21 protein-coding genes and 4 pseudogenes are annotated in these 20,224 nt (G+C 31.4%); 10 read left to right on the top strand and 15 right to left on the bottom strand.

Annotation, left to right across the window (positions count from 1 at the left end; all coding sequences use genetic code 11):
* The first annotated feature begins 3 nt into the window (after positions 1 to 3).
* The 3 genes and pseudogenes from KYI10_11680 to KYI10_11670 all read left to right on the top strand — a co-directional run bounded on the left by KYI10_11680 (position 4) and on the right by KYI10_11670 (position 2,242).
* On the top strand, positions 4 to 321 hold the full coding sequence (locus tag KYI10_11680) for a hypothetical protein (protein ID QYA34052.1): 318 nt from the start codon (positions 4 to 6) through the stop codon (positions 319 to 321).
* A complete protein-coding gene (locus tag KYI10_11675; protein ID QYA34051.1) occupies positions 321 to 947 on the top strand; it encodes a hypothetical protein in 627 nt (208 codons plus the stop codon). The genes KYI10_11680 and KYI10_11675 overlap by 1 nt, the downstream gene beginning before the upstream one ends.
* Before the next feature lie 335 nt (positions 948 to 1,282).
* A pseudogene (locus tag KYI10_11670) lies at positions 1,283 to 2,242 on the top strand (IS30 family transposase).
* 132 nt (positions 2,243 to 2,374) lie between these two features.
* Here KYI10_11670 and KYI10_11665 read toward each other — a convergent pair.
* Entirely contained in the window at positions 2,375 to 2,830 is a 456-nt protein-coding gene (locus KYI10_11665; protein QYA34050.1) for an HIT family protein, read from the bottom strand.
* A gap of 293 nt (positions 2,831 to 3,123) precedes the next feature.
* The gene (locus KYI10_11660; GenBank protein ID QYA34049.1) at positions 3,124 to 3,741 is read right to left on the bottom strand and encodes a hypothetical protein; all 618 of its coding nucleotides are present in this window, start codon (positions 3,739 to 3,741) and stop codon (positions 3,124 to 3,126) included.
* 342 nt (positions 3,742 to 4,083) lie between these two features.
* Between KYI10_11660 and thrS the strand changes: the two genes are divergently transcribed.
* Positions 4,084 to 6,000, top strand: a complete 1,917-nt coding sequence (gene thrS / locus KYI10_11655; protein ID QYA34048.1) for a threonine--tRNA ligase — start codon at positions 4,084 to 4,086, stop codon at positions 5,998 to 6,000.
* A gap of 45 nt (positions 6,001 to 6,045) precedes the next feature.
* Here thrS and KYI10_11650 read toward each other — a convergent pair whose 3' ends face one another.
* The 5 genes from KYI10_11650 to KYI10_12700 form a co-directional block, all read right to left on the bottom strand.
* Positions 6,046 to 6,495 carry a MepB family protein gene (locus KYI10_11650; GenBank protein QYA34047.1) on the bottom strand — a complete coding sequence of 150 codons (450 nt, stop codon included), beginning with the start codon at positions 6,493 to 6,495 and terminating at the stop codon, positions 6,046 to 6,048.
* A 43-nt stretch (positions 6,496 to 6,538) separates the two neighbouring features.
* Positions 6,539 to 6,961 carry a cytidine deaminase gene (locus tag KYI10_11645; GenBank protein ID QYA34046.1) on the bottom strand — a complete coding sequence of 141 codons (423 nt, stop codon included), beginning with the start codon at positions 6,959 to 6,961 and terminating at the stop codon, positions 6,539 to 6,541.
* The gene (locus KYI10_11640) at positions 6,958 to 7,476 is read right to left on the bottom strand and encodes a GNAT family N-acetyltransferase (GenBank protein QYA34045.1); all 519 of its coding nucleotides are present in this window, start codon (positions 7,474 to 7,476) and stop codon (positions 6,958 to 6,960) included. Before KYI10_11640 ends, KYI10_11645 begins: the two co-directional genes overlap by 4 nt.
* Before the next feature lie 121 nt (positions 7,477 to 7,597).
* Positions 7,598 to 8,191: a hypothetical protein gene (locus KYI10_11635; protein ID QYA34044.1), complete on the bottom strand. Its 594-nt coding sequence runs from the start codon at positions 8,189 to 8,191 to the stop codon at positions 7,598 to 7,600.
* A gap of 47 nt (positions 8,192 to 8,238) precedes the next feature.
* The gene (locus KYI10_12700; GenBank protein XBW67577.1) at positions 8,239 to 9,300 is read right to left on the bottom strand and encodes a hypothetical protein; all 1,062 of its coding nucleotides are present in this window, start codon (positions 9,298 to 9,300) and stop codon (positions 8,239 to 8,241) included.
* Between the two features lie 195 nt (positions 9,301 to 9,495).
* Between KYI10_12700 and tnpA the strand changes: the two genes are divergently transcribed.
* A complete protein-coding gene (gene tnpA, locus KYI10_11625) occupies positions 9,496 to 9,900 on the top strand; it encodes an IS200/IS605 family transposase (protein QYA34043.1) in 405 nt (134 codons plus the stop codon).
* Between the two features lie 17 nt (positions 9,901 to 9,917).
* Entirely contained in the window at positions 9,918 to 11,060 is a 1,143-nt protein-coding gene (tnpB, locus tag KYI10_11620; protein QYA34042.1) for an IS200/IS605 family element RNA-guided endonuclease TnpB, read from the top strand.
* A gap of 186 nt (positions 11,061 to 11,246) precedes the next feature.
* On the opposite strand, the gene KYI10_11615 is transcribed toward tnpB, so the two are convergent.
* Positions 11,247 to 11,936 carry a metallophosphoesterase gene (locus KYI10_11615; protein QYA34041.1) on the bottom strand — a complete coding sequence of 230 codons (690 nt, stop codon included), beginning with the start codon at positions 11,934 to 11,936 and terminating at the stop codon, positions 11,247 to 11,249.
* A gap of 567 nt (positions 11,937 to 12,503) precedes the next feature.
* Here KYI10_11615 and KYI10_11610 point away from each other — a divergent pair.
* Positions 12,504 to 12,755 (top strand): hypothetical protein, encoded by a 252-nt coding sequence (locus tag KYI10_11610; GenBank protein QYA34040.1) that lies wholly within the window; start codon positions 12,504 to 12,506, stop codon positions 12,753 to 12,755.
* Between the two features lie 54 nt (positions 12,756 to 12,809).
* Here KYI10_11610 and KYI10_11605 read toward each other — a convergent pair whose 3' ends face one another.
* Positions 12,810 to 13,121 (bottom strand): hypothetical protein, encoded by a 312-nt coding sequence (locus KYI10_11605; protein QYA34039.1) that lies wholly within the window; start codon positions 13,119 to 13,121, stop codon positions 12,810 to 12,812.
* Between the two features lie 109 nt (positions 13,122 to 13,230).
* The gene (locus KYI10_11600; protein QYA34038.1) at positions 13,231 to 13,629 is read right to left on the bottom strand and encodes a hypothetical protein; all 399 of its coding nucleotides are present in this window, start codon (positions 13,627 to 13,629) and stop codon (positions 13,231 to 13,233) included.
* A 363-nt stretch (positions 13,630 to 13,992) separates the two neighbouring features.
* Here KYI10_11600 and KYI10_11595 point away from each other — a divergent pair, with 363 nt between their 5' ends.
* On the top strand, positions 13,993 to 14,529 hold the full coding sequence (locus KYI10_11595; protein ID QYA34037.1) for a hypothetical protein: 537 nt from the start codon (positions 13,993 to 13,995) through the stop codon (positions 14,527 to 14,529).
* A 152-nt stretch (positions 14,530 to 14,681) separates the two neighbouring features.
* On the opposite strand, the pseudogene KYI10_11590 reads toward KYI10_11595, so the two are convergent.
* Together KYI10_11590 and KYI10_12695 are read right to left on the bottom strand one after the other, a co-directional pair.
* Positions 14,682 to 14,825: pseudogene (locus KYI10_11590) on the bottom strand (IS5/IS1182 family transposase).
* A 121-nt stretch (positions 14,826 to 14,946) separates the two neighbouring features.
* Positions 14,947 to 15,039 (bottom strand): annotated as a pseudogene (locus KYI10_12695) (replication protein).
* A gap of 203 nt (positions 15,040 to 15,242) precedes the next feature.
* Here KYI10_12695 and KYI10_11580 point away from each other — a divergent pair.
* Both KYI10_11580 and KYI10_11575 read left to right on the top strand, forming a co-directional pair.
* Positions 15,243 to 15,401: a hypothetical protein gene (locus KYI10_11580; protein ID QYA34034.1), complete on the top strand. Its 159-nt coding sequence runs from the start codon at positions 15,243 to 15,245 to the stop codon at positions 15,399 to 15,401.
* Positions 15,402 to 15,599: 198 nt separating this feature from the next.
* A complete protein-coding gene (locus KYI10_11575) occupies positions 15,600 to 16,541 on the top strand; it encodes an alpha/beta fold hydrolase (protein ID QYA34033.1) in 942 nt (313 codons plus the stop codon).
* Between the two features lie 206 nt (positions 16,542 to 16,747).
* Here the strand turns inward: KYI10_11575 and KYI10_11570 are convergent.
* The 3 genes and pseudogenes from KYI10_11570 to KYI10_11560 all read right to left on the bottom strand — a co-directional run bounded on the left by KYI10_11570 (position 16,748) and on the right by KYI10_11560 (position 19,333).
* A pseudogene (locus tag KYI10_11570) lies at positions 16,748 to 17,020 on the bottom strand (transposase).
* The gene (locus KYI10_11565) at positions 17,020 to 18,321 is read right to left on the bottom strand and encodes a PepSY domain-containing protein (protein ID QYA34031.1); all 1,302 of its coding nucleotides are present in this window, start codon (positions 18,319 to 18,321) and stop codon (positions 17,020 to 17,022) included. Before KYI10_11565 ends, KYI10_11570 begins: the two are co-directional and overlap by 1 nt.
* Positions 18,322 to 18,730: 409 nt before the next feature.
* The gene (locus tag KYI10_11560; protein ID QYA34030.1) at positions 18,731 to 19,333 is read right to left on the bottom strand and encodes a recombinase family protein; all 603 of its coding nucleotides are present in this window, start codon (positions 19,331 to 19,333) and stop codon (positions 18,731 to 18,733) included.
* Positions 19,334 to 20,224: the final 891 nt, after the last annotated feature.

Raw genomic sequence — 20,224 nt, 5'->3', positions numbered from 1 at the left:
GATATGTCTAAGAGCTGGAATAAAAATATAAAAAGTCCCACTCCGCCATCAAGTATTATGGATGATAAATTAGTTTCTGCTGAGAAGAAAGAAAAGGTCTATCCATCAGTAAAAAATAGAATTACTAGCAAAGTTTTCAAACATACAGACGATACGGTTAATGAGTTAAAAGATAAAAACAGATATCCTAAAATTGAAATCTATGAAAAAGCGGTAAGTCTATATAGAATGATTGATGATTATATACCTGAGTATTCAGATCTTTCTAAAGAGAAAGTGATAAAAGACCTTTTAGAAGAGTATTCAAAGAGAGGTGAATAATGATGGAAACAATTGATGCTATATACCTTATGATTACATCATTATTTCTTGCATGTGGATTAATTCCGACATTTATAGCGATCACATTGATAAATAAACTATTATTTCACTACGGTTTAGAATGGATAGATAAAAAACAAGTCATAAAAAGTTCATTACTCTTCATTCTCTCTACAGCTTTACTTTGTTTAGTACTGTATATCGTTAATATGGTACATTTGACGCCTGGCGTCTTAAAAGATATTAAGAATGAAGAAGCAATTAAAATGTTACTCATTATCACTGACTATAATAAGTTGCTCTTTAAAGTGCTATTTGTTGGATCAAGTGCGGTGCTATTACTATATAGTGTAGCTAATCTGATTGTTACTGTTATAAGGTCTCTAAATCAAAGAGAAGATAGGTTAGAAAATGTTTTTATTAAAAGTTTATATGAAAAGGACTATAATCGTATTGTCACAAGCTATATGAATGTCAAAGAGAATAATGCGAAGTTAAAACTGAACAAAAATAACACAGCTAGGTTAGTTGATGCTTTAGTTAGGGAAAAGAGATATAGAGAAGCGACATATCTGTTAAAGAAACTAGAGAATACTAAAAATAGATTAATAACAATAAATGGTTAATGATAAAACCCTAAAATCTTATGAGCATAAGATTTTAGGGTTTAATTATTTTTTAATGCAGAATATAATGGATTATTCTCTAGATTATCACCTAAGTGTAAGCTGTTAGCTAAAAACTGTAACTCCTCAGCATTATTATCTGATTTATTATTTGACGCTACTGGCTTTATATTTTTTTGTGGTAAGAATGTGAATACCAATGCACTAACTTCCCTATTCCTTTTAATCTTTTTTACTTCGTCGATTGTAAAATTAAGCTAGACAACTAAAAAAGCCTTCTGTGCTAAACTCAATATGTATTTCCGACCAAAGAAAACATAAGGAGTGAGTACAGAATAGCCTATAAACATCTTAACACGGATGAACTCACGTTCATAGAATCATATTATCATCAAGATCTTTCGGTAAAAGAAATCGCAAAGAGATTGAAACGATCAAGACAGACAATTTATAACGTAATAAATGCACTTAAGACAGGTATAACTGCACTGGAATATTACCAGGAGTATAAGCAAAGAAAATCAAATTGTGGCAGACATAGAATAGTACTTCCAGAAAATCAGTCAGCTTATATTCGAGAAAAAGTAGCCGATGGCTGGACACCTGACACTATTATTGGCAGAGGTGAACACCCGATTGATTGTTCTGTAAAAACTCTTTATAGAATGTTTAAGGAAAACGTCTTTTCGGTACAATCTTTACCTATGAAAGGTAAAAGGAAGCCAAATGGTCATTGTGAAAAAAGAGGTAGACAGGCTTTCAAAAGACACATTTCTGAAAGAATATAAGAATTTCCTTTCTTCTTTCAAGAATTTGGTCATCTTGAAGGTGACACTATCATTGGCCGTAATCATGGGAGTGCTGTCATAACCTTAGTAGAAAGGATCTCTAAGATGATTATCACTATACGACCTCAAGGTCGCAAGGCAGATGATATTGAAGATGCGCTTCACTCTATGTTTTCAGCTTTACCTGCTCATATATTTAAATCGATTACTTTCGATTGTGGTAAGGAGTTCTCCAACTGGAAAACAATCTGTAACCGACACGATATCTCGATATTCTTTGCTGACCCCGGCACTCCGTCGCAACGTGGATTGAATGAACATTCTAACGGGATACTTAGACGCAGTGGATTAGATAAAGAATTAGACTTTAATTCAGTCACTGATGATCATATCATTAGTGTTGCTCAAAATATTAATCATCGTCCTAGAAAATCGCTGGGCTATAAAACACCATTGGAAGTATTTATGAGTTTCATCGAAGATGAGAAATTGTCTAGCTTATTTTGACAAACGAAATTAACTAAAATATTAAATTCTAAGAAAAAAACTCATCACTTGTGATAACTTTCAGCGTATCGGTTAAGAGTGAGGTTTATTATAATTAAAGTCGATATCAAAATGATGATATCGACTATGATTTTATATTTTATACAACTGTTCAAGTTCGTTCTTTATCTTATTTCTAATTTCATCATGTTTATCAGGATCGTAAGCCGTTTCTTCATTCGACCAATTGGAAGCATCATACGCCCACACTGGCATATACTTCACCGACTCATCTTCCCACTCATATCTTGGAAACAAATGTGCATGAAGAAAATGATCTTTGTTACCTAATATTTCGTAATTCACTCTTGTCGGATTCAATGCTTTCATCATCGCATCGCCTACTAAGCTCATATCTAATAAATAATCTTGACGTTCTTCTATGGTAAGATCATTCAATAATCTTACCTCTCTTTTAGGAAGCAATACACAATAGCCTGGAAGAAATTGTACATCACCAAACACAACATAGCTTCCTTTCAGTTCTTTTATTACCATTGGATTCGTACCATTCTTAACTGATAGAATTCTATTTTCTTTCCAGTTCATTTTCTTCCTCCTATGTATTAACAACTACGCTTAGAAAACTAAATATTCAGTTAATTATACCATAGCCTTAATATTAATTTATACCATCTATTTATTGTTCAAGCGAAGCCAAGTAATATTATGATTATTTCATAATTCACTCTTTACTTTAACGTCACGTTATACCTTACGATTATAGTAAGGAGGTGATTACATGGAATTTTATCGAATGCCACTGTTTAATAAACTACTAGTTAGTGATATTGAAAAAACTGAGAAGTGGTATCGTCACACTTTAGGATTACAAAGTGGATTCAAGTTTCACAATGAAGAGAATAAATTTGACTCGCTAAACCTTCCCAATCCATACTATCAGTATTTACAATCTTATACGGAATGACTGTATTGCTTACAGCTTTTATATAGTACTCTTGAATTTGTGTAAACTTTTCAATTTCTTTTTTTAAATCATGATTACCTATTTGCGGATATCTAAGCTGGATTCGTTTGCTCATTTCACTCTTAGAAACAGTTAACAGAACACAAAGTGGATTTAATTCCATTAATTTATTTTGTATTTGAATAATCTCATGATGATTTCCAAAATGTACTATATGATTTAAATGATATCTCTCAATCATATAGTAAAGGTCACTAGAAGATTTACCATGATTTATCTCATTATTAATCCAATTCGATAGTTGAGACAAATAATTCAAATGCGACTCTAATAACGAAATATGATTATCTTTTGTTATTTCAATTATCTCATCATGTTTGTTAACATTGAGAATTTGAGTGTAGTGTTCTGTAATATAGACTGCTGAACGTTCTTTATTTGATAATGTTTGTAATTTCTTTATTTCATTAAATATAGATGATTTTCCTGTGTATGAATAACCCTCAATAATAATCCCTTTAAATTTAGGCACTTTATGACCCCTTTTATATTCAATTTTAAAAATGAAAATGTTGACAAAATATTCAATAAAATATATCATATGTTTAATTTAATATTACACACAAGGACATGATTTTATTTGATCGATTAACAGAGAGGGAATAATTGCTGAGAGATTCCTAAATCAGACAATAAAATTACTACCTTAACTATAAATGATATGGAAACATATCACGTTCATGTACGTTAAACATGCTAGAGTGTCATCATCAATGATGGAATTTTGGGTGGAACCGCGGGTAATAGAAGACTCGTCCCTTTTTTGAGGGACGGGTCTTTTTATTATAAAAATAAAATTTAGGGAGAGATTTAAATGTCAAATCAACAAATTAGTATCAAATTTCCAGATGGAAGTAAAAAAGAATATCCGAAAGGAATTCTAGCAAGTGAAGTTGCAAAATCGATTAGTAATTCTTTATTCAAGGAAGCCATTGTTTGCCGCGTCAATGGAACCTTAGTTGATTTGACCTATCCCATCCATCAAGATTCAGAACTTAGTTTCTATAATATTAATACTGCCGAAGGGATTGAAGTGATAAGACACTCCACAGCACATATTTTAGCTCAAGCGATTAAACGAATTTATCCAAATGCACTACTATCAATTGGACCAGTTATTGAAAATGGCTTTTATTATGATATAGACTTAGATCAATCTATCAGTGAGAGTGACTTAAGTAAAATCGAAAAAGAAATGAAAAAAATTCAAAAAGAAAATCTTACATTCATTCGTTCTGAGGTATCTTATGAAGAAGCTAAGAATGTATTTAAAGATAATTCTTATAAAGTGAATATCATAGAAAGCCATAAAGAAGAACAACTTTCAATATATCAACAAGGTGAATTTACAGACTTATGTACAGGTCCACACGTACCAAGTACTAAATATGTAAATCACTTTAAATTAACAAAAGTTGCAGGTGCTTACTGGAAAGGTGATAGTAATAATAAGATGCTTCAGCGTATATATGGTGTAGCATTTGCATCAAAAGAAGAATTAGATAATTATTTTGACTTCTTAAAAGAAGCGGATGAAAGAAATCACAGAAAACTAGGTAAGCAACTGAAACTATTCATGTTTTCCGAAGAAGCTCCAGGGATGCCCTTCTATCTACCAAATGGGCAGTTCATTAAAAATAAAATGGAAGAGTTTTTAAGACAGATTCAATTAGAAAGAGGATACCAAGAAGTTAAAACACCTTTAATGATGAATCAAAGACTTTGGGAAGCTTCTGGACATTGGGATCATTATCATGAAAATATGTATTTTACAAAGGTTGATGATAATGATTTTGCATTAAAACCTATGAATTGTCCTGGTCATATGTTGATATTTAAAAATGAATTAAAATCTTATAAAGATTTACCACTTAGAATAGCTGAATTTGGACAAGTACATCGTCATGAGTTTAGCGGAGCTTTAAATGGATTACTTCGTGTAAGAACGTTCTGTCAAGATGATGCACATATTTTTATAATGAAATCTCAAATTCAAGAGGAAGTTAAAAATGTATTAGAGCTTATTGATTACCTGTATAACATTTTTGGATTTGGATATTCAATAGAACTATCGACTCGTCCAGAAAAATATCTAGGAGAATTAAGTCTATGGGAAGAAGCTGAAAAATCATTATCAAATGTTTTAGATAACTTAAACCTACCTTATAGTATTAATGAAGGTGACGGTGCTTTCTACGGTCCTAAGATTGATATTCATATTAAAGATGCATTAAATAGAAGTCATCAATGTGCTACTGTGCAACTTGATTTCCAAATGCCTGAAAAATTCGATTTAACATACGTAAATGAAAACAATGAAAAAGAACGACCAGTAGTTATTCATCGAGCAATATTTGGATCACTTGATCGTTTCTTTGGAATATTGATCGAACACTTTAAAGGGGCATTTCCATTATGGATGGCACCAACTCAAGTGAATCTTATTGGAGTATCTGAAAATAATATTGAATATGTAAAACAAATTCAAAAAGTATTTGCTCAGGAAAACATCAGAGTAAATATTGATAACAGAGACGAAAAGCTAGGTAAGAAAATTAGAGAAAGTCAAATGAATAAAATCTCTTACACTATTGTAGTGGGTGATGAGGAACAAAATAATAATTCATTATCTGTTAGAAAATACGGTCAGTCAGAGAATGTATCAAAAGATATCACAACATTTATTAAGGAATTGAAAAAGGAAATTAATAGCAAAGAATTATTAGTATAAAATTAAGTCCAAAGCTTTATTAGCTTTGGACTTAATTTACGCTTATTAGTCAAACTTATATTCACCCATCTTATAAAAATGTTCAGACTGCCATTTCTGACTAACCATTGCAGCTTTATTCAAATCTTTGAACCATGGTGGATACAATCTAAAAGCCATTTTGCCTTTTGAATTATCTGCTTTGACAATACCTTTTTCGATTAGGATCGAAACAGGGAAAACAAACTGACCTTCATTATAGTCATCAAGAATATTAATTACAAGGTAATCCCCAATATCATCTTCATTAAAAGGTATATTTTTATTAAGGGAATCTTTCTTCCATATAGCAACGAAATATCCCGGTTTCTTAGGAGTTTTCTTTGCTAATCTACTTTTAAAATTAAAATTTCCACTTGAAATATTTAAACCTTCATACTCCTTATTCCAATCTTCTTTTTCTACAATTATTTCTCTATCTTCGAATATTTTGTTCCATATTTTAAAAGAATGCATTGTGAGTACACCTCTAACAGTCTTTCCGTAAGTTTTTCATTTATTATAAGATCTCTTTGAATTCAATATCATGATATGCATTTGTCCAGTGAAACGGTTGTAACTCTCTTAATGACTTATATTCTAAATTGCTACTATCATTAGTGACAGCCACCTTCACATTGTTACCCCAATAAAGTAATCTTTCTTGGCATGTACCGCATGGTGTTAAAACTTTAAATTCACTATTTTCATCATCTCTTACAACACAGATACTATGTGTAATAATATCATCAAATTTATGAGCTTCTAAAATCGCTCCTGTTTCAATACATAATTCTGATGAAGCATTAATTACCTCGGGAGCAACTGAAATATAAATTTCACCTTTCTTGGAATACATCGCTGCAGCACCTCCCCATCCTTTAGGGAAACGTTTAACAATAAAAGATTTGGCTTCATCAAATAATTTTTGTTCGATACTCATATTATACTCTCCTTTTCTTTGATAGCTATTTGAACAATATGTTGTAACCCGTTCTTTTCAAATACTTTATGTTTCTTCATCCCAATTTTTGATGCTACTTTTTGAGATGGCAAGTTATCTATAGTTGAATATGAATATATCTTTTCAAACCCCAAAACATTAAAAGCATATTCCATACATGCATTTGCCGCTTCTGAGGCATAACCTTTGTTACAGTATTCTTTGATAATATGAAATCCAATCTCAGGTAGTACCTCTCCATCAATATTTTGCATCGTTATACCACAGTCACCTAAAAAAGTTCCATCTTCTTTCAGAATAATCGCCCATAGACCACAATTATATGTAGCATAATTTTCGATATTCCACTTAATCCATTCTTCAACCTCATGCTCATTAAACGGATGACCATAGTGTTGCATAGACTCAGAATCAGATAATACTTTAGAAAGATTAAATTTATCTTCTTTTCGAAGTTCCCTTAAAATTAAACGGTCTGTTTCTAGTATCGTCATAAAAATCACACTCTCTATTTCAATAATTTATGTAAAGTGTACTCAAAAAACGTTATTGAAGATTGTTAAAAACCTCATCATTTATGATAACTTTCAGCGTATCGGTTAAGAGTGAGGTTATTTAATTATGAAGTTGCTTTTTTATCTCCTCTTCTCTATTTTTTATTACTTGCGTAATGTCTTTCAGATATTTTTTATAAAACTCTTTGTCAAGTTTATCCATGAACTCCTTCATATTATATTTTTCACTTCTATCAACAATTTCTTCTAAACAAGCATTAGGATATTCTAATACTAAATAATCTCTCCAATTTTTAAAATTATTAAAATATATTTCCGTTAAGTCATAATAATTGCAACTTCCTTTATGTACGTTACCCCCAGGCCACATTGGAATTATATTACCAATAGAGCCGTAAACAGAAAGAAAACTTTTTATTTCTTGAAGATTATTTAGTTCTTCATATTTATCATATAACTTGTATATTTTTTCGAAATTCCATAGTTGGCTTCCATCTTTAAATTCTAGCCTAGTCTTTTTTTTGTTTATATCTTCTTCATAATATACGTATATCCCCAAAACATAAATTCCTAAAAATGAATACAATACATCTCTATAAGTCCAACCTAAAATATTCATTTCTCTATTAAAAATATCTTCAAAACTTTTGCCTTCTGAAGTTCTCCACTGCATATAATCTTCTACATTTTTCATTAATTATCTCCCAATAATAGTTTTTCAATCTTTTCATTCATTAGCCATTATTCCCAATCTATATTACATAATTCGTTAGCAATTTGTTCAGTGGTTAAGTTATCCTTATTCAAAAGTTCATTCACATTAAAATACCTAACCCCCATTGATCCACCTTTAGATATTTTCTTGTAGTCGGTCTCTATAAAATCTTCAATTAAGTAATAATAATGTGGTTCGTTCAATAGATTAGTCCACTTTTCTTTCCCAAGCACCATTATTTTATTTTTAACTATTTCATACTCATCAGTCGATAACTCAGTACCTACAGGATAAACTGTCTTCAAGGATAATGAGCTCTCATTTATTTCCGTCACTATTACTTTGTCTACTTTTCCGATAGCTTGTATTGCTTTGTCTTTATATAGCCCGATGTATTCTATCGGCTTGAAACTGTATCCTCTTTTTTCAGCAGGATGAAAGTAAATATTATGTTTAAGGTTATCATCAAATGAGCTACCTGAAAGACACATTCTCATCCTTCCCTCAATATCATCTAATAAGTTTTCCGATTGAAGGTATTCAGAGTATGCTTCTATTAAGTCTATCAATTCAAATTCTCTTGTTTCGTCTATTACTTCATAAATCTTATCAATAATATCCTTAAATCTTAAATGGACATGTTTAATTCTATTCTTTTTTTGATCATCTAATGTGTTATTCTTCAACTCAACAACTTTTTCTATCATCAACTTATCTGACACACTAAGATTATATTTATCTAAAGTCAAAAAAATCATTAAATCTTCGTTATCAAAATAATTTAAATGACCATTAATCTGTTCCTCTCTAAATATTGCACCATTACCCTTAGTTTCAACAATTATTTTGTTAGAAGATTGATGAATCATACCGTCAGGAACACTTTTATAAACACTTAACTTGATTTGATTTTTAAATAACGGAGTCACAAAATTATTATCTTCCGGTATGCCCTCTCCTTGTATGTTCCATATAAAATTCATATATGCTCTTTCAGAAATCCTTCTTATATTACTTATAAAAAATATGAAGTTAGCTGTAATGACGTTCTCTTTGCTATGGTATTGTTGAAATATATAGTTACTCATGATAAATTTTCTCCCAAAAAGTATTTATTTTTACTAATTTAGGCAGAAGTCGCCCATCCTCTATAGGTGGGTGATGAATGCCGTTCGGTATGAGGATTACCGTGGGTAACTCGAAAACCGACAACTAGGGCATGTTGCCTTTTTATTTTGCTTCATGTTATAATCAGTCTATAAAAGAAATGAGTTGATATAACAATGGAATTAGACACAAATAATCATTCAGTGTTCCTTCTTTATTACCACCTTGTTTTAGTTACAAAGTATCGTAGACAGGTGATTGATGATGAAATATCTGAATATGCTAAAGATACTTTTGAAAGAATTTCAAAATCGTATCATATTACTTTAGTTGAGTGGAATCATGATAAAGACCACATTCACATCATGTTCAAGGCACAACCGAAAACGGAAATGACCAAATTTATCAATGCCTATAAAAGTGCTAGTTCTCGTTTGATAAAACGTGACTTTCCAAAAGTGAAACAATTTCTTTGGAGGGAAATGTTTTGGTCTAAAAGTTTTTGTCTTCTAACTACTGGTGGCGCACCAATTGATGTCATAAAAAAATATATTCAAAACCAAGGAAACAATCATAAATAGAAAGCAGGTGGAACTTTATGGAACGATTAAAAGCATATAAATTCAGATTATATCCAACAGAAGAACAAGAACTTTTCTTTACCAAGTCTTTTGGTTGTGTTCGTAAAGTTTATAACCTAATGCTTGAAGACAGAATAAATGGTTATGAGAAAATTAAAAATGATTCATCTAAAAAAAGAAGTTTTCCAACACCTGCAAAATATAAAAAAGAATTTCCATTCTTGAAAGAAGTGGACAGTCTTGCATTAGCTAATGCACAACTAAATTTAGACAAAGCATATAAAAATTTCTTTCGTGATAAATCCGTCGGATTTCCAAAATTCAAAAGCAAGAAGCATCCTGTCCAAAGCTACACTACGAATAATCAAAATGGAACAATCGCTTTGATAGATAGTAAATTTATCAAAGTGCCTAAGTTAAAATCATTAATAAGAATTAAGCTTCATAGACAACCTAAAGGGATTATCAAATCTGCAACAATATCACGTCATTCGAGTGGGAAACACTATATTTCCTTGTTGTGTGAAGAAGAAATAATGGAGCTCCCTAAAATCAACTCTGCTATTGGGATTGATCTCGGTATAACTGATTTTGCTATTCTTTCAGATGGCCAGAAGATTGATAATAATAAATTCACTTTAAAAATGGCACAGAAACTAAAGCGTGAACAACGCAAATTGTCGAGGCGAGCACTATTAGCTAAGCAAAAAGGTATCAATTTGTTTGAAGCTAGAAATTATCAAAAACAAAAACTTAAAGTTGCAAGATTACACGAAAAAGTAATGAATCAACGTACTGATTTTCTGAATAAGTTAAGTACAGAGCTTATCAATAATCACGATATTATCTGTATTGAAGACTTAAATACAAAGGGTATGTTGCGCAATCATAAACTAGCGAAAAGTATTTCAGATGTATCTTGGTCTAGTTTTGTAACTAAACTACAATATAAGGCTGACTGGTATGGACGCGAAATTATCAAGATAGATAAATGGTTTCCATCTAGTCAAGTTTGTTCGGAGTGCGGACATCAAGATGCCAAGAAATCTCTCGGAATTAGAGAATGGACTTGTCCTATTTGTCATACTCATCATGACCGGGATATCAACGCGAGTATAAATATTCTGACCGAAGGTCTACGAATAAAGGAATTAGCTTAGATACAAATAAGAACCGTAGGAACTACGGGGATAGCTTGGTAAATAAGAGACACCGCTGTTAGCAAAGAAATAATCTATCAAGTATGCTCTATTCCCAAGAAGCTCCCACTTCAAGCGTTAAGAACCGTTAGGTTTAGCTAAGTGGCGAGTAGTTCACAAGGGGTTTAAGCTCAAAATTTACAAATATCAAACATATACATAATCTTGAATACCATGGACATCTAAAATCACACCATATAAATAACCTCCATAAACAGCACCTCCATCAATACCTATTTTATTATCATTTATCCATATATCATATTTATTATTTTTATTAAGGATTTTCGTTTCAGTATGACCAAAAACTATAGTTTTATTTAACCTATTTGGCGTAAAATGAAAGTCTTCTCTAATCCACATAAAATCTCTAATACTTGTATCTTTCCAATTATTAATTTTGAGATTTACACCTGCATGAACAAAAATATAGTCATTCCATTCATAGAAATTTGGTAAATAAGTTAAAAACTCTATTAATTTATCATTATTTTTTTTTATATCTAATACTATATCCTTAAATGTATCATTCTCGGAATAACCAAAACTTTCTAATGTTTTCAATCCCCCATTTATAATATAATTTTCTTTAAAATCTTCAGTTTTATTTAAAAAATTTAAAAATAAATCTTCATGATTTCCTTTAATTAATATAGCTCCATAGTTATCACATAAATACTTTGCTAAATAAAAACATTCATAAGATTGTAAACCTCTATCACACAAATCCCCTAATAATATTAGCTGTTGTCTATTCGAATCCCAGTATTTAAGTATTTCTTTAAATTTTTTATATTCTCCATGTATATCACTAACTACAAATACTTCGTTATACATCTAAACACTCCAATACATTATTTTGAATTTAATTATTATTTAAAATATTACTCTAATTATTTTATTTATGCTTATCTTTCGAAAAAATATAGTGCTAAACTCAAAAAATTAACTGAAACAATACAATATACTTATTTTGCATTTAATGGGGTATTTAGAGCGAAATTTAAAAATATATAGTTTATGCCTGTATAATTATATTTGTTTCTTAAAACGTAAATATGAGCCAAATAAGAGGTGTTTTTATGACGATAAACTTTGTAATCACTTTTTCTGTATTTGATAAAACATCAAAAGAAATTGCTGAACTATGTAATATCCCTAACGACCAAAGAATCCAAAAAATAATCACCCCAAATCATTGTTAATACTATTGTATAAAAAAAGACTGAAGACTTCATCTCCGAAGGAGACTTTGTCTTCAGTCTGAAGCACCTAAATTTTTTATAAAATTTAGGTGCTTAAATCATAGTTTCAAATATGCGATTGATTATTAAAATTTTAATTTTATAACCATTTTTTAGTATCCTAAAAATGTAAAAATTAAAATTAGAGAGAATGCAAAATATGAAAAAATTTAGCTTAATTCTAACTTGCTTTGCTTTAATCATCAGTTTTGTAGCTTTACCAGTCAATGCACAAGTTGTAAATAGCCCAAGTCAACAAGAAATTGATAAAGCAGCATCAATGTTAAAATTTATTTATGAAGAAGCATCAACAAAAGATCAATACGGCAATATTATTGATATGGATGTAAATAAAATATCAGCAAAATACGGAAACAGCCAAGAGCTAGACCTATTTAAAATCGAAATATGAGGCAAATAAGAGCATTCTAGTTATTTTCATAATATCAAGAGAAAAAACAACTTTCTACCAGCTATAATCTTTAGTTTCATCAACTAGATTAGGATAATCAAAAGAATACTTATCAGTAAGATTTTTTTTTATAAACTCAATAAGATCTGATTCTATCTGTTCTCTTTTCGAAACAAAAACCTCTCCGTCTTCATCATAATCCCAATATTCATTATAATCAGTTTCATTAAAAGCTAAAAATTCATATAAATTTCTTACTTCTAGTTTTGTATTTAAATCAGAAACTAAGCTTTCTATCTGAACAATTAAATCTTCAAACGTTAAAAATGTTTCTTTTGAAGCACTAGTAACTGTTAATACATTCAATATTTTTTTTCTCTCCAAATAAATATTTTTGTAACATAATTAAGCATATCTGAATTTTCTACAATCCAAAATTCAAAATTCTCTTTTCTTAATAATCGCGTTAAAATACTTAAGCTATTTTCCATAATTCATCGTCGTCCTTAGAATCTAAGTTATAAGCGAAGAAATTTCTACCCACTCCTCCACCATCAAATCTACCTCCACAAGCACATAAGTTTTTCATTCCTGTAGACTTATCTGCTTTAGCTGCTTTTTTTACTTTTGATGGTAATGAACTAAACCCTGGCAATTTATTTTTCTTAGCATCACAAATACTACCATTGCTATACACACATAATTGATGATCCCAACTTCCATTCTTCTTTTTATAAAAATGAACGTGTTTAGCTTTGGCCGGAGAAGCATTATCAATTCTATATTTCCAAGTGCTTCCTACATATCTTTCAGTACTTGCTTCAACATCAACAGCTCCTAACGAATAAACCATATTAACTAATGCTAATAACATCACAATAAAAATAATTTTTTTTAACTTTCACACTAATTACCCACTTTTTTTGTAATTATATACTAAAAAATACCTATAAACACGATATTTTTTATTCCAATTTCCTTTTGGAGAGGAGCAGACCCCTCATATACACTCCCTAAAGATGAGCCACCAGGCAAAAAACGCCCTGGTGGGCCCACTTCGTTAAGTGTACTTGAAAGGTCTTTTCTTTCTCAAAAAGTTTTCTCGGCATAAAAGATCGTCTGATGTTTTTTGATCTAAAAAATCATTATTTTTCTAGATCTATTTATTATTAGTTCTCAAATACTGTTAATGTATTATGTTAGAATTAAAGGATTACTTATTTCAAAGGAGAATTGGATGATAAATATTTTACAAGCAGTTGGTTCAATTGGAACATTTATCATGGCAATTTTATATCTAATTTCGGTAATGATACAGATCAGACAAATTAAAATTTCTTTTATCCCATTCCTGGCTTTCGATCAAATTCTTATGGAACAAGAAGGCGAAAGTTTAAAATTAAGAAATCTAACTGAAACTGATTCTGACTATGTAAATACTGCCTTTAAACTACAAAATTTAGGTGGTGGAACTGCTAAAAATATAGATATAAAAGTCCATTTAAATGAAAACGAAGTTATACAAGAAAAACACATTAATATTTTACCTAGTGATAAATATTATTTAATGCCAATTGGTAAAAAAGCACTTGAAGAATTTCAAGATACAGTTAAAAATAACGATTATAAAACCAGTATGTATATTAATATAAGCTACTACAGTCAAATCTCTAAAAAGCAAAATAATATTACGTACCGAGTAAATATTGAGGAATTCCCTAATTTGGATGATAAAGATTTATATGAACTGACATTTAATGCTATTAAATATTAGCGACTGAACTTTTCAAAAGATCAGTCGCTTTTTTGTGCCTATTTTTAATTTTAAGCCTGTTTAAGCCGATTTTATTATTTTTCTAGTAAAAAAGTACTTAGAATTTAAAAACGGCTCTTAAAACGCAAATATGAGCCAAATAAATCAAGACAATATGTATCTTCAACAACAAGAGGATAAATAAAATTTAAATCCAATACTTTATCTACTTTTCGTAATAAATGATCTTGTGGAACTAAATCTGAAATCGCAACAACCTCTAATTGATTTCTTCTATCTTCTGATTTACTCAACAAAATAATCACCCCAAATCATTGTTAATACTATTGTATAAAAAAGACTGAAGACTTCATCTCCGAAGGAGACTTTGTCTTCAGTCTGAGAAAAATAAAAATAAGTACTGATTATTTTCAGTACTTATTTTTCTTCTTCGGTCAGTTCGTGAAGTTCACTTGCTAGGTACTCTTTTTGGTTCCAAATATAATAAATTTGATACAAATATTCAGATGGTATAGTTATTTGAAGAATTGAATCAGCTAGAAACAGAATTATTTGATTATTTGAATTGGTACAACAATTTTAGACCACACTCTTCATTACATTACTTAACATCTTTGAGTTTAAAAATTTACATATGAAAATTTTCTAAGACACTGTTGACATTCCAGAAATAGAGGAAGAGAAAGATTTGTAGTACACTATGGAAAAAGAGGGTGACGAAAAGTGAGTCAGAAGTGTCCGATGTGGATTGGGTAACTGCTGTCGTCTCATCAGGTGAATTTGTTCGGGGCGTTTCTTCAGCAGTTTCAGAACATCCGGCTAAGACAGCGACAGTTAAAAGAGAGATAAATATCATTTTCATTTTATATTGATTCCTTTCTTCGTTCAACATGACCACTCTTTTCAGTATCATATCAACGTTTGGACGTAATTTTAGCAGAAATATTTCAATCGAGTAAGTCAACAAAATACTTTTGACAGCGCTTACATTATAGATTATAATGTATTTTGGCAATACATAATAAAGGGGATTTATACAACATTCTACAGTTTATAAGGAGGCTGTAAAAATGGCAATTCATGAAGTTGAATTTAAGTCGTTTAATGAGATCGAGACGGTAAAGGGATGGATTTATACTCCCATTCGCGAACCTATAGGGGTCGTTCAAATCGTTCATGGATATGGTGAACATTCACGCCGATATCTCCATATGATTTTGACGTTGAATGAGGCCGGTTTTGTCGTGGCCGCCGATGACCATGTCGGACATGGAAAGACTGCTTATGATTCCGACAACTGGTCGAATTGGGGAGACAAAGGCTATATGACAATGGCCGAAGATGAACAAAAACTGCGCGAACTAATCAAGGAAGACTACGGTGACCTGCCCTATTTCATGTTTGGCCACAGCATGGGCTCTATGATTGCCCGACTATATGCGACGAAATATGGCGAAGAGCTGGACGGTTTAATCTTGTGCGGGACTTCAGAAATTTTACCTGAGATGGAAAATATTGCCTCTGAATTAAAAGCTGAAATCGATGCAGGAAACGGCGAACAAGTGGACCCAGACTATCAAAATCGAATGTTTGAATGGATGACGGAGCGAATTGAAAATCCAAACACGCCAAACGACTGGATCAGTAAAGATCCGGACATTGTGGCGGACCACGCCAATGATCCGTTCAACAACTTCACCTCCGTCCCTAATATTCAATCACTTTATCAGTTTGCTCAAATGATTCAACAAATCCTGGGGACGGAGTGGTCCGAGAAAGTCCCTACTGATATACCTATCTACAATATCGCCGGTGATGAAGATCCGGTCGGAAGATATGGCGAAGGCGTCTATGCGGTTTCTAATTGGCTGCTGGAAACGGGCCATCAAGTGAAAACAAAACTGTATTCAGGCTACCGCCATGAAATTCACAACCACCGCGAGATTCGCGATGAAGTCGTCGCAGGCATTATCGACTTTATAACGGAGCACGCCAGAGTAAAAGCTAATTAAATTCTCTAGTCGCTCTTTTCTTAATTAAAAACAGTTGGACGAGCTCAAGAATATGGCAGCTGCCATATTCTTGGCTCTCTATCAAATAGTGTTGATGAGTCAAATTCAGAACTACAGTTAATCACTGTGGTTCTTTTTTTTATAATTAAGTGACCGATGGATTGATTGACTCCGTTGGCGTTTTAGATGCATAAACTGCACAACCTCTACACTGTCAGAGGCGGAGTTGTTAGCTTCCCTAATTTAAGGGTCAGCAATCTGGACGGTTTCTTGGCCATCCGTTTTGTGTAAAAGAGCGGTTTAGGTTTCCGGCCCGGGTTCAGTAAGTTAAAGCTGATCAAGATTCGGTTTTTCAGATTGATAAAACTGCGATAACCGTAACCCGACCGTTTGATGTTTTTAATCTTATTGTTGATTCCTTCCACGGGTCCGTTGGACAAGGTACAGAGAAAGGCATTCTTGATCGGTTCTATGTACTTCATATTGCGTATTTCTTCTTAGTTATGAATAATATTAATTCTATAATCAATATTACAACAACAGATAATCCAAATAGTGGCATGAGTAGTCCGAGCAATAATAGCATTGCTGCAAAGAACCCTGTATATGGTCCGAATGGTTGTGCTTTTGGTGCTGATAACTGTCTTTTTTGTTTGCGCATGAAGTAAATTTTAATACCGTAATAACATACTGCAAGAAGGATTCCCATAAAGATTAAGTTAATGATTTTGTTTAGCATTCCAAATAAATTTCCTTCATGAAGTGGAATGCCGACTGCGATAAATTTAGCTAGTGGTCCATAGTCTTTAAAATCATACACTGCGAGTTTCATTCCTGAATATTGATCAAGATGAACTGTTTTTTCTTTAAATGGACTGTCGTCTAACCCTGTAACCCCAGTACCAGCTGCTTTTGATAATACATATGTGCCTTTATCATCCATCGGAACTGAAATGCTGAATGGCTTTTTGAATCCGTCTTCCCGAGCAATTTCGTAAATTTTTGTAATCGGTAATCTTGAGCTTGATGATTGCTTTGATTCATTATGTTCGTTGCGTGTCGCCCAAGGGATTTCGTTATTAGAAACAGGAGGAGCTGCAACGGCTTTTGGATATCCGAATACATCGTTATGCACAGCGAAATTGTAAACTTTATCGCCCATAAAACCAGACCATGGTAATCCCGTTAATATTAACAGGATGAGCGGTATGCTTAATACAGTACCGAGTAGGGCATGCACTTTTGCAGATTTTTTACGTGCGATTGTTGTTGAGCCAGACTTTAGATATTTTCGGTAGATAGTCATGAACAATCCTGTAATTACGATGAATATTGCCCAGCAACTTGCGAGTTCAACGAGATAATTAACAAATGTATTTTTTGTTAGCAGACTCGAATGAAAGTCACGTGTAAAATTGGAAAATAAATGATTCGGATCAATGCTTCCTTTAATTTGATTGTGGTGGTCTAAGTATACAATCTTTGAAGCATCATTTGGTCCCATTAATGTCAGACGTGTGTTGTAGTCATCTTTTAATAAACTGATTTTCATAACGTGCCATCCTGGATTTTCCTGTAGCACATCTTCAATTCCTTTATCTAAAGATTGATTATCTTTAGTCGTTTGTTCAAGCAGCAGATCTTTATTCAGCTGAGTTTCAACTTCCGGATAAAATAAATATAAAATACCAGATACCGTTAATGTTAAAAGTAATGGAAGAATGAATATTCCAGCATAAAAATGCCACCTCCAGAACACGTTATTAAAGTACTTTTTCATAACTTTCCTCCTAATTTTCACAAGATGTGTTTATGTTACCATTCTCATAGCGTTTGTGAAGCATAACATTGTGAAAATAAATTGGCGAAGTTTTTACAAAATTGTGTTAGAAATAGGTACAAAATATGTCTAAAGGGAATAAGTGTAAATTAATGTATTGATTATAGAATAAAGTATTTTATGATTGGGAATGTGAATAAAAAAATCTCCCCTACTTTAATAGTAAGGGAGATTTTTTAATGTATCTGATTTCATTTATTCGCTCTATATTTCAAGTGTCAGTAACTCTTGATTATTTATAACTAACTCTAAAATTTGTTCTCTAAGAGCGATTTTAAGAACAGTTAGCGTATGATTACCTTACTTTTTTATTTTCGATTCGTCTGAGAGCGTTTCAGCAGACATTATTTCAATTAGTTTGTTGTACTTTCTTTAATTCATGATAGAAAGTAGATTTCTTAACACTTGTTGCTCTAAGAATATCAGCAACGCTCATTTTGTTTGTATCTCTATTGTTGTACATATCAATAGCTTTCTTTATATCTCTAGGACTTGAAGATCCTTTACGCCCCATGTGTTTACCTTCTTTTTTTGCACGTTCACGACCTTCTGAAGTTCGTTCAACGATTAAATCACGTTCAAATTGTGCGAATGACCCTAAGATATTGAATAACAATCTATTGATTGAATTGTTATCATCAGCACTGAATAGCATTTGTTCTTTGAGAAATTGAACAGATACACCTCTGTCGTTTAAATCAGACACGATCTTGTTTAAATCTGAAATACTTCTAGCTAGTCTATCAATTTTAGTTACTAGAATTGTATCACCTTTTCTTGCGTGTTTAATCATATCTTTAAGTTGTGTTCTTTGTGCTGTACTTGTAGCAGTCACTTTCTCTTGATAGATATTATCAGGATCAGCACCATTTTTAATTAAGATTTCAATTTGTTTCTCTAAACTGTCATTCTGTTTATTAGTAGTTGATACACGAGCATAACCGATCTTCATATTTATCATCCCTTTGTCTAAAAGTCTGGTATATTTTACACATTTAATTATAGACTATGTTCAAGACAATAATAACCCCTGTTTTCCCTTATTTTTCAGCAGTTTTTGAAGCAGGACAAAAGTGTACACTTTTAGACAAATAAAAAAGTAGTCACAAAAATATGACTACTTTAACTAATTGTGCTTATTATGTTTTCTGATGCTATATTCTTTACTCACGTATGAAATAAATATGATAAATATTGAAAAAGGAATAACACGATTAGATATTTCAGACCATTCCCAAATTGAACCTGTTGAAACATAACTCAGAAAAAATTGACCTATAAAAGCACCTATAATGATATATATACTATATTTGATAAAATCAATATTAAGTTTCATGTTTAATTTCATTCCTTTTCAAGTTGATAATTAATTATACATATATATGGGAAAATATTGCAATTAAACATTTAAGAAAAAACATGCATATAGTATTTCTATTTTTTAAAATTATGTTATAGTTAAGACATGAAAAAGAAGCGTTGCAGATTTGCAACACTTCTAAGAAAAAACACTATGAAAAATCAGTATCAGTTGGTAAATAACGTTCTTCCCTCTCCAAAGTTTAGGACGTTGTTTACTTTTTTTTGTGTCTATTGATAAATTCAGTTGTAAATGAATAAATTGAAAGCGATCCAATTGTCACACTCAATAATGCAACTTCTTTTATATCAAAAAATAAATTCACATTTTTTATTATTATCATCGTCTGAGCCTCCCACAGTTTTATTACTGATAGGACGTGCGTTCAAAGTGTTTTTCTTCTAAAACAATCATAGCATTTATAAAGGGGTTTTCAACGTTTAAACCTTGTAATTTTTTTATTTTTAGGGTTGACTTTTGAAG

Origin of the sequence: Macrococcus sp. 19Msa1099, assembly GCA_019357535.2 — a bacterium.
In the GTDB taxonomy this organism is placed as follows: Bacteria; Bacillota; Bacilli; order Staphylococcales; family Staphylococcaceae; genus Macrococcoides; species Macrococcoides psychrotolerans.
The sequence above is the reverse complement of the archived record's forward strand: the minus strand, read 5'-3'. Positions and strand labels throughout refer to the sequence as shown.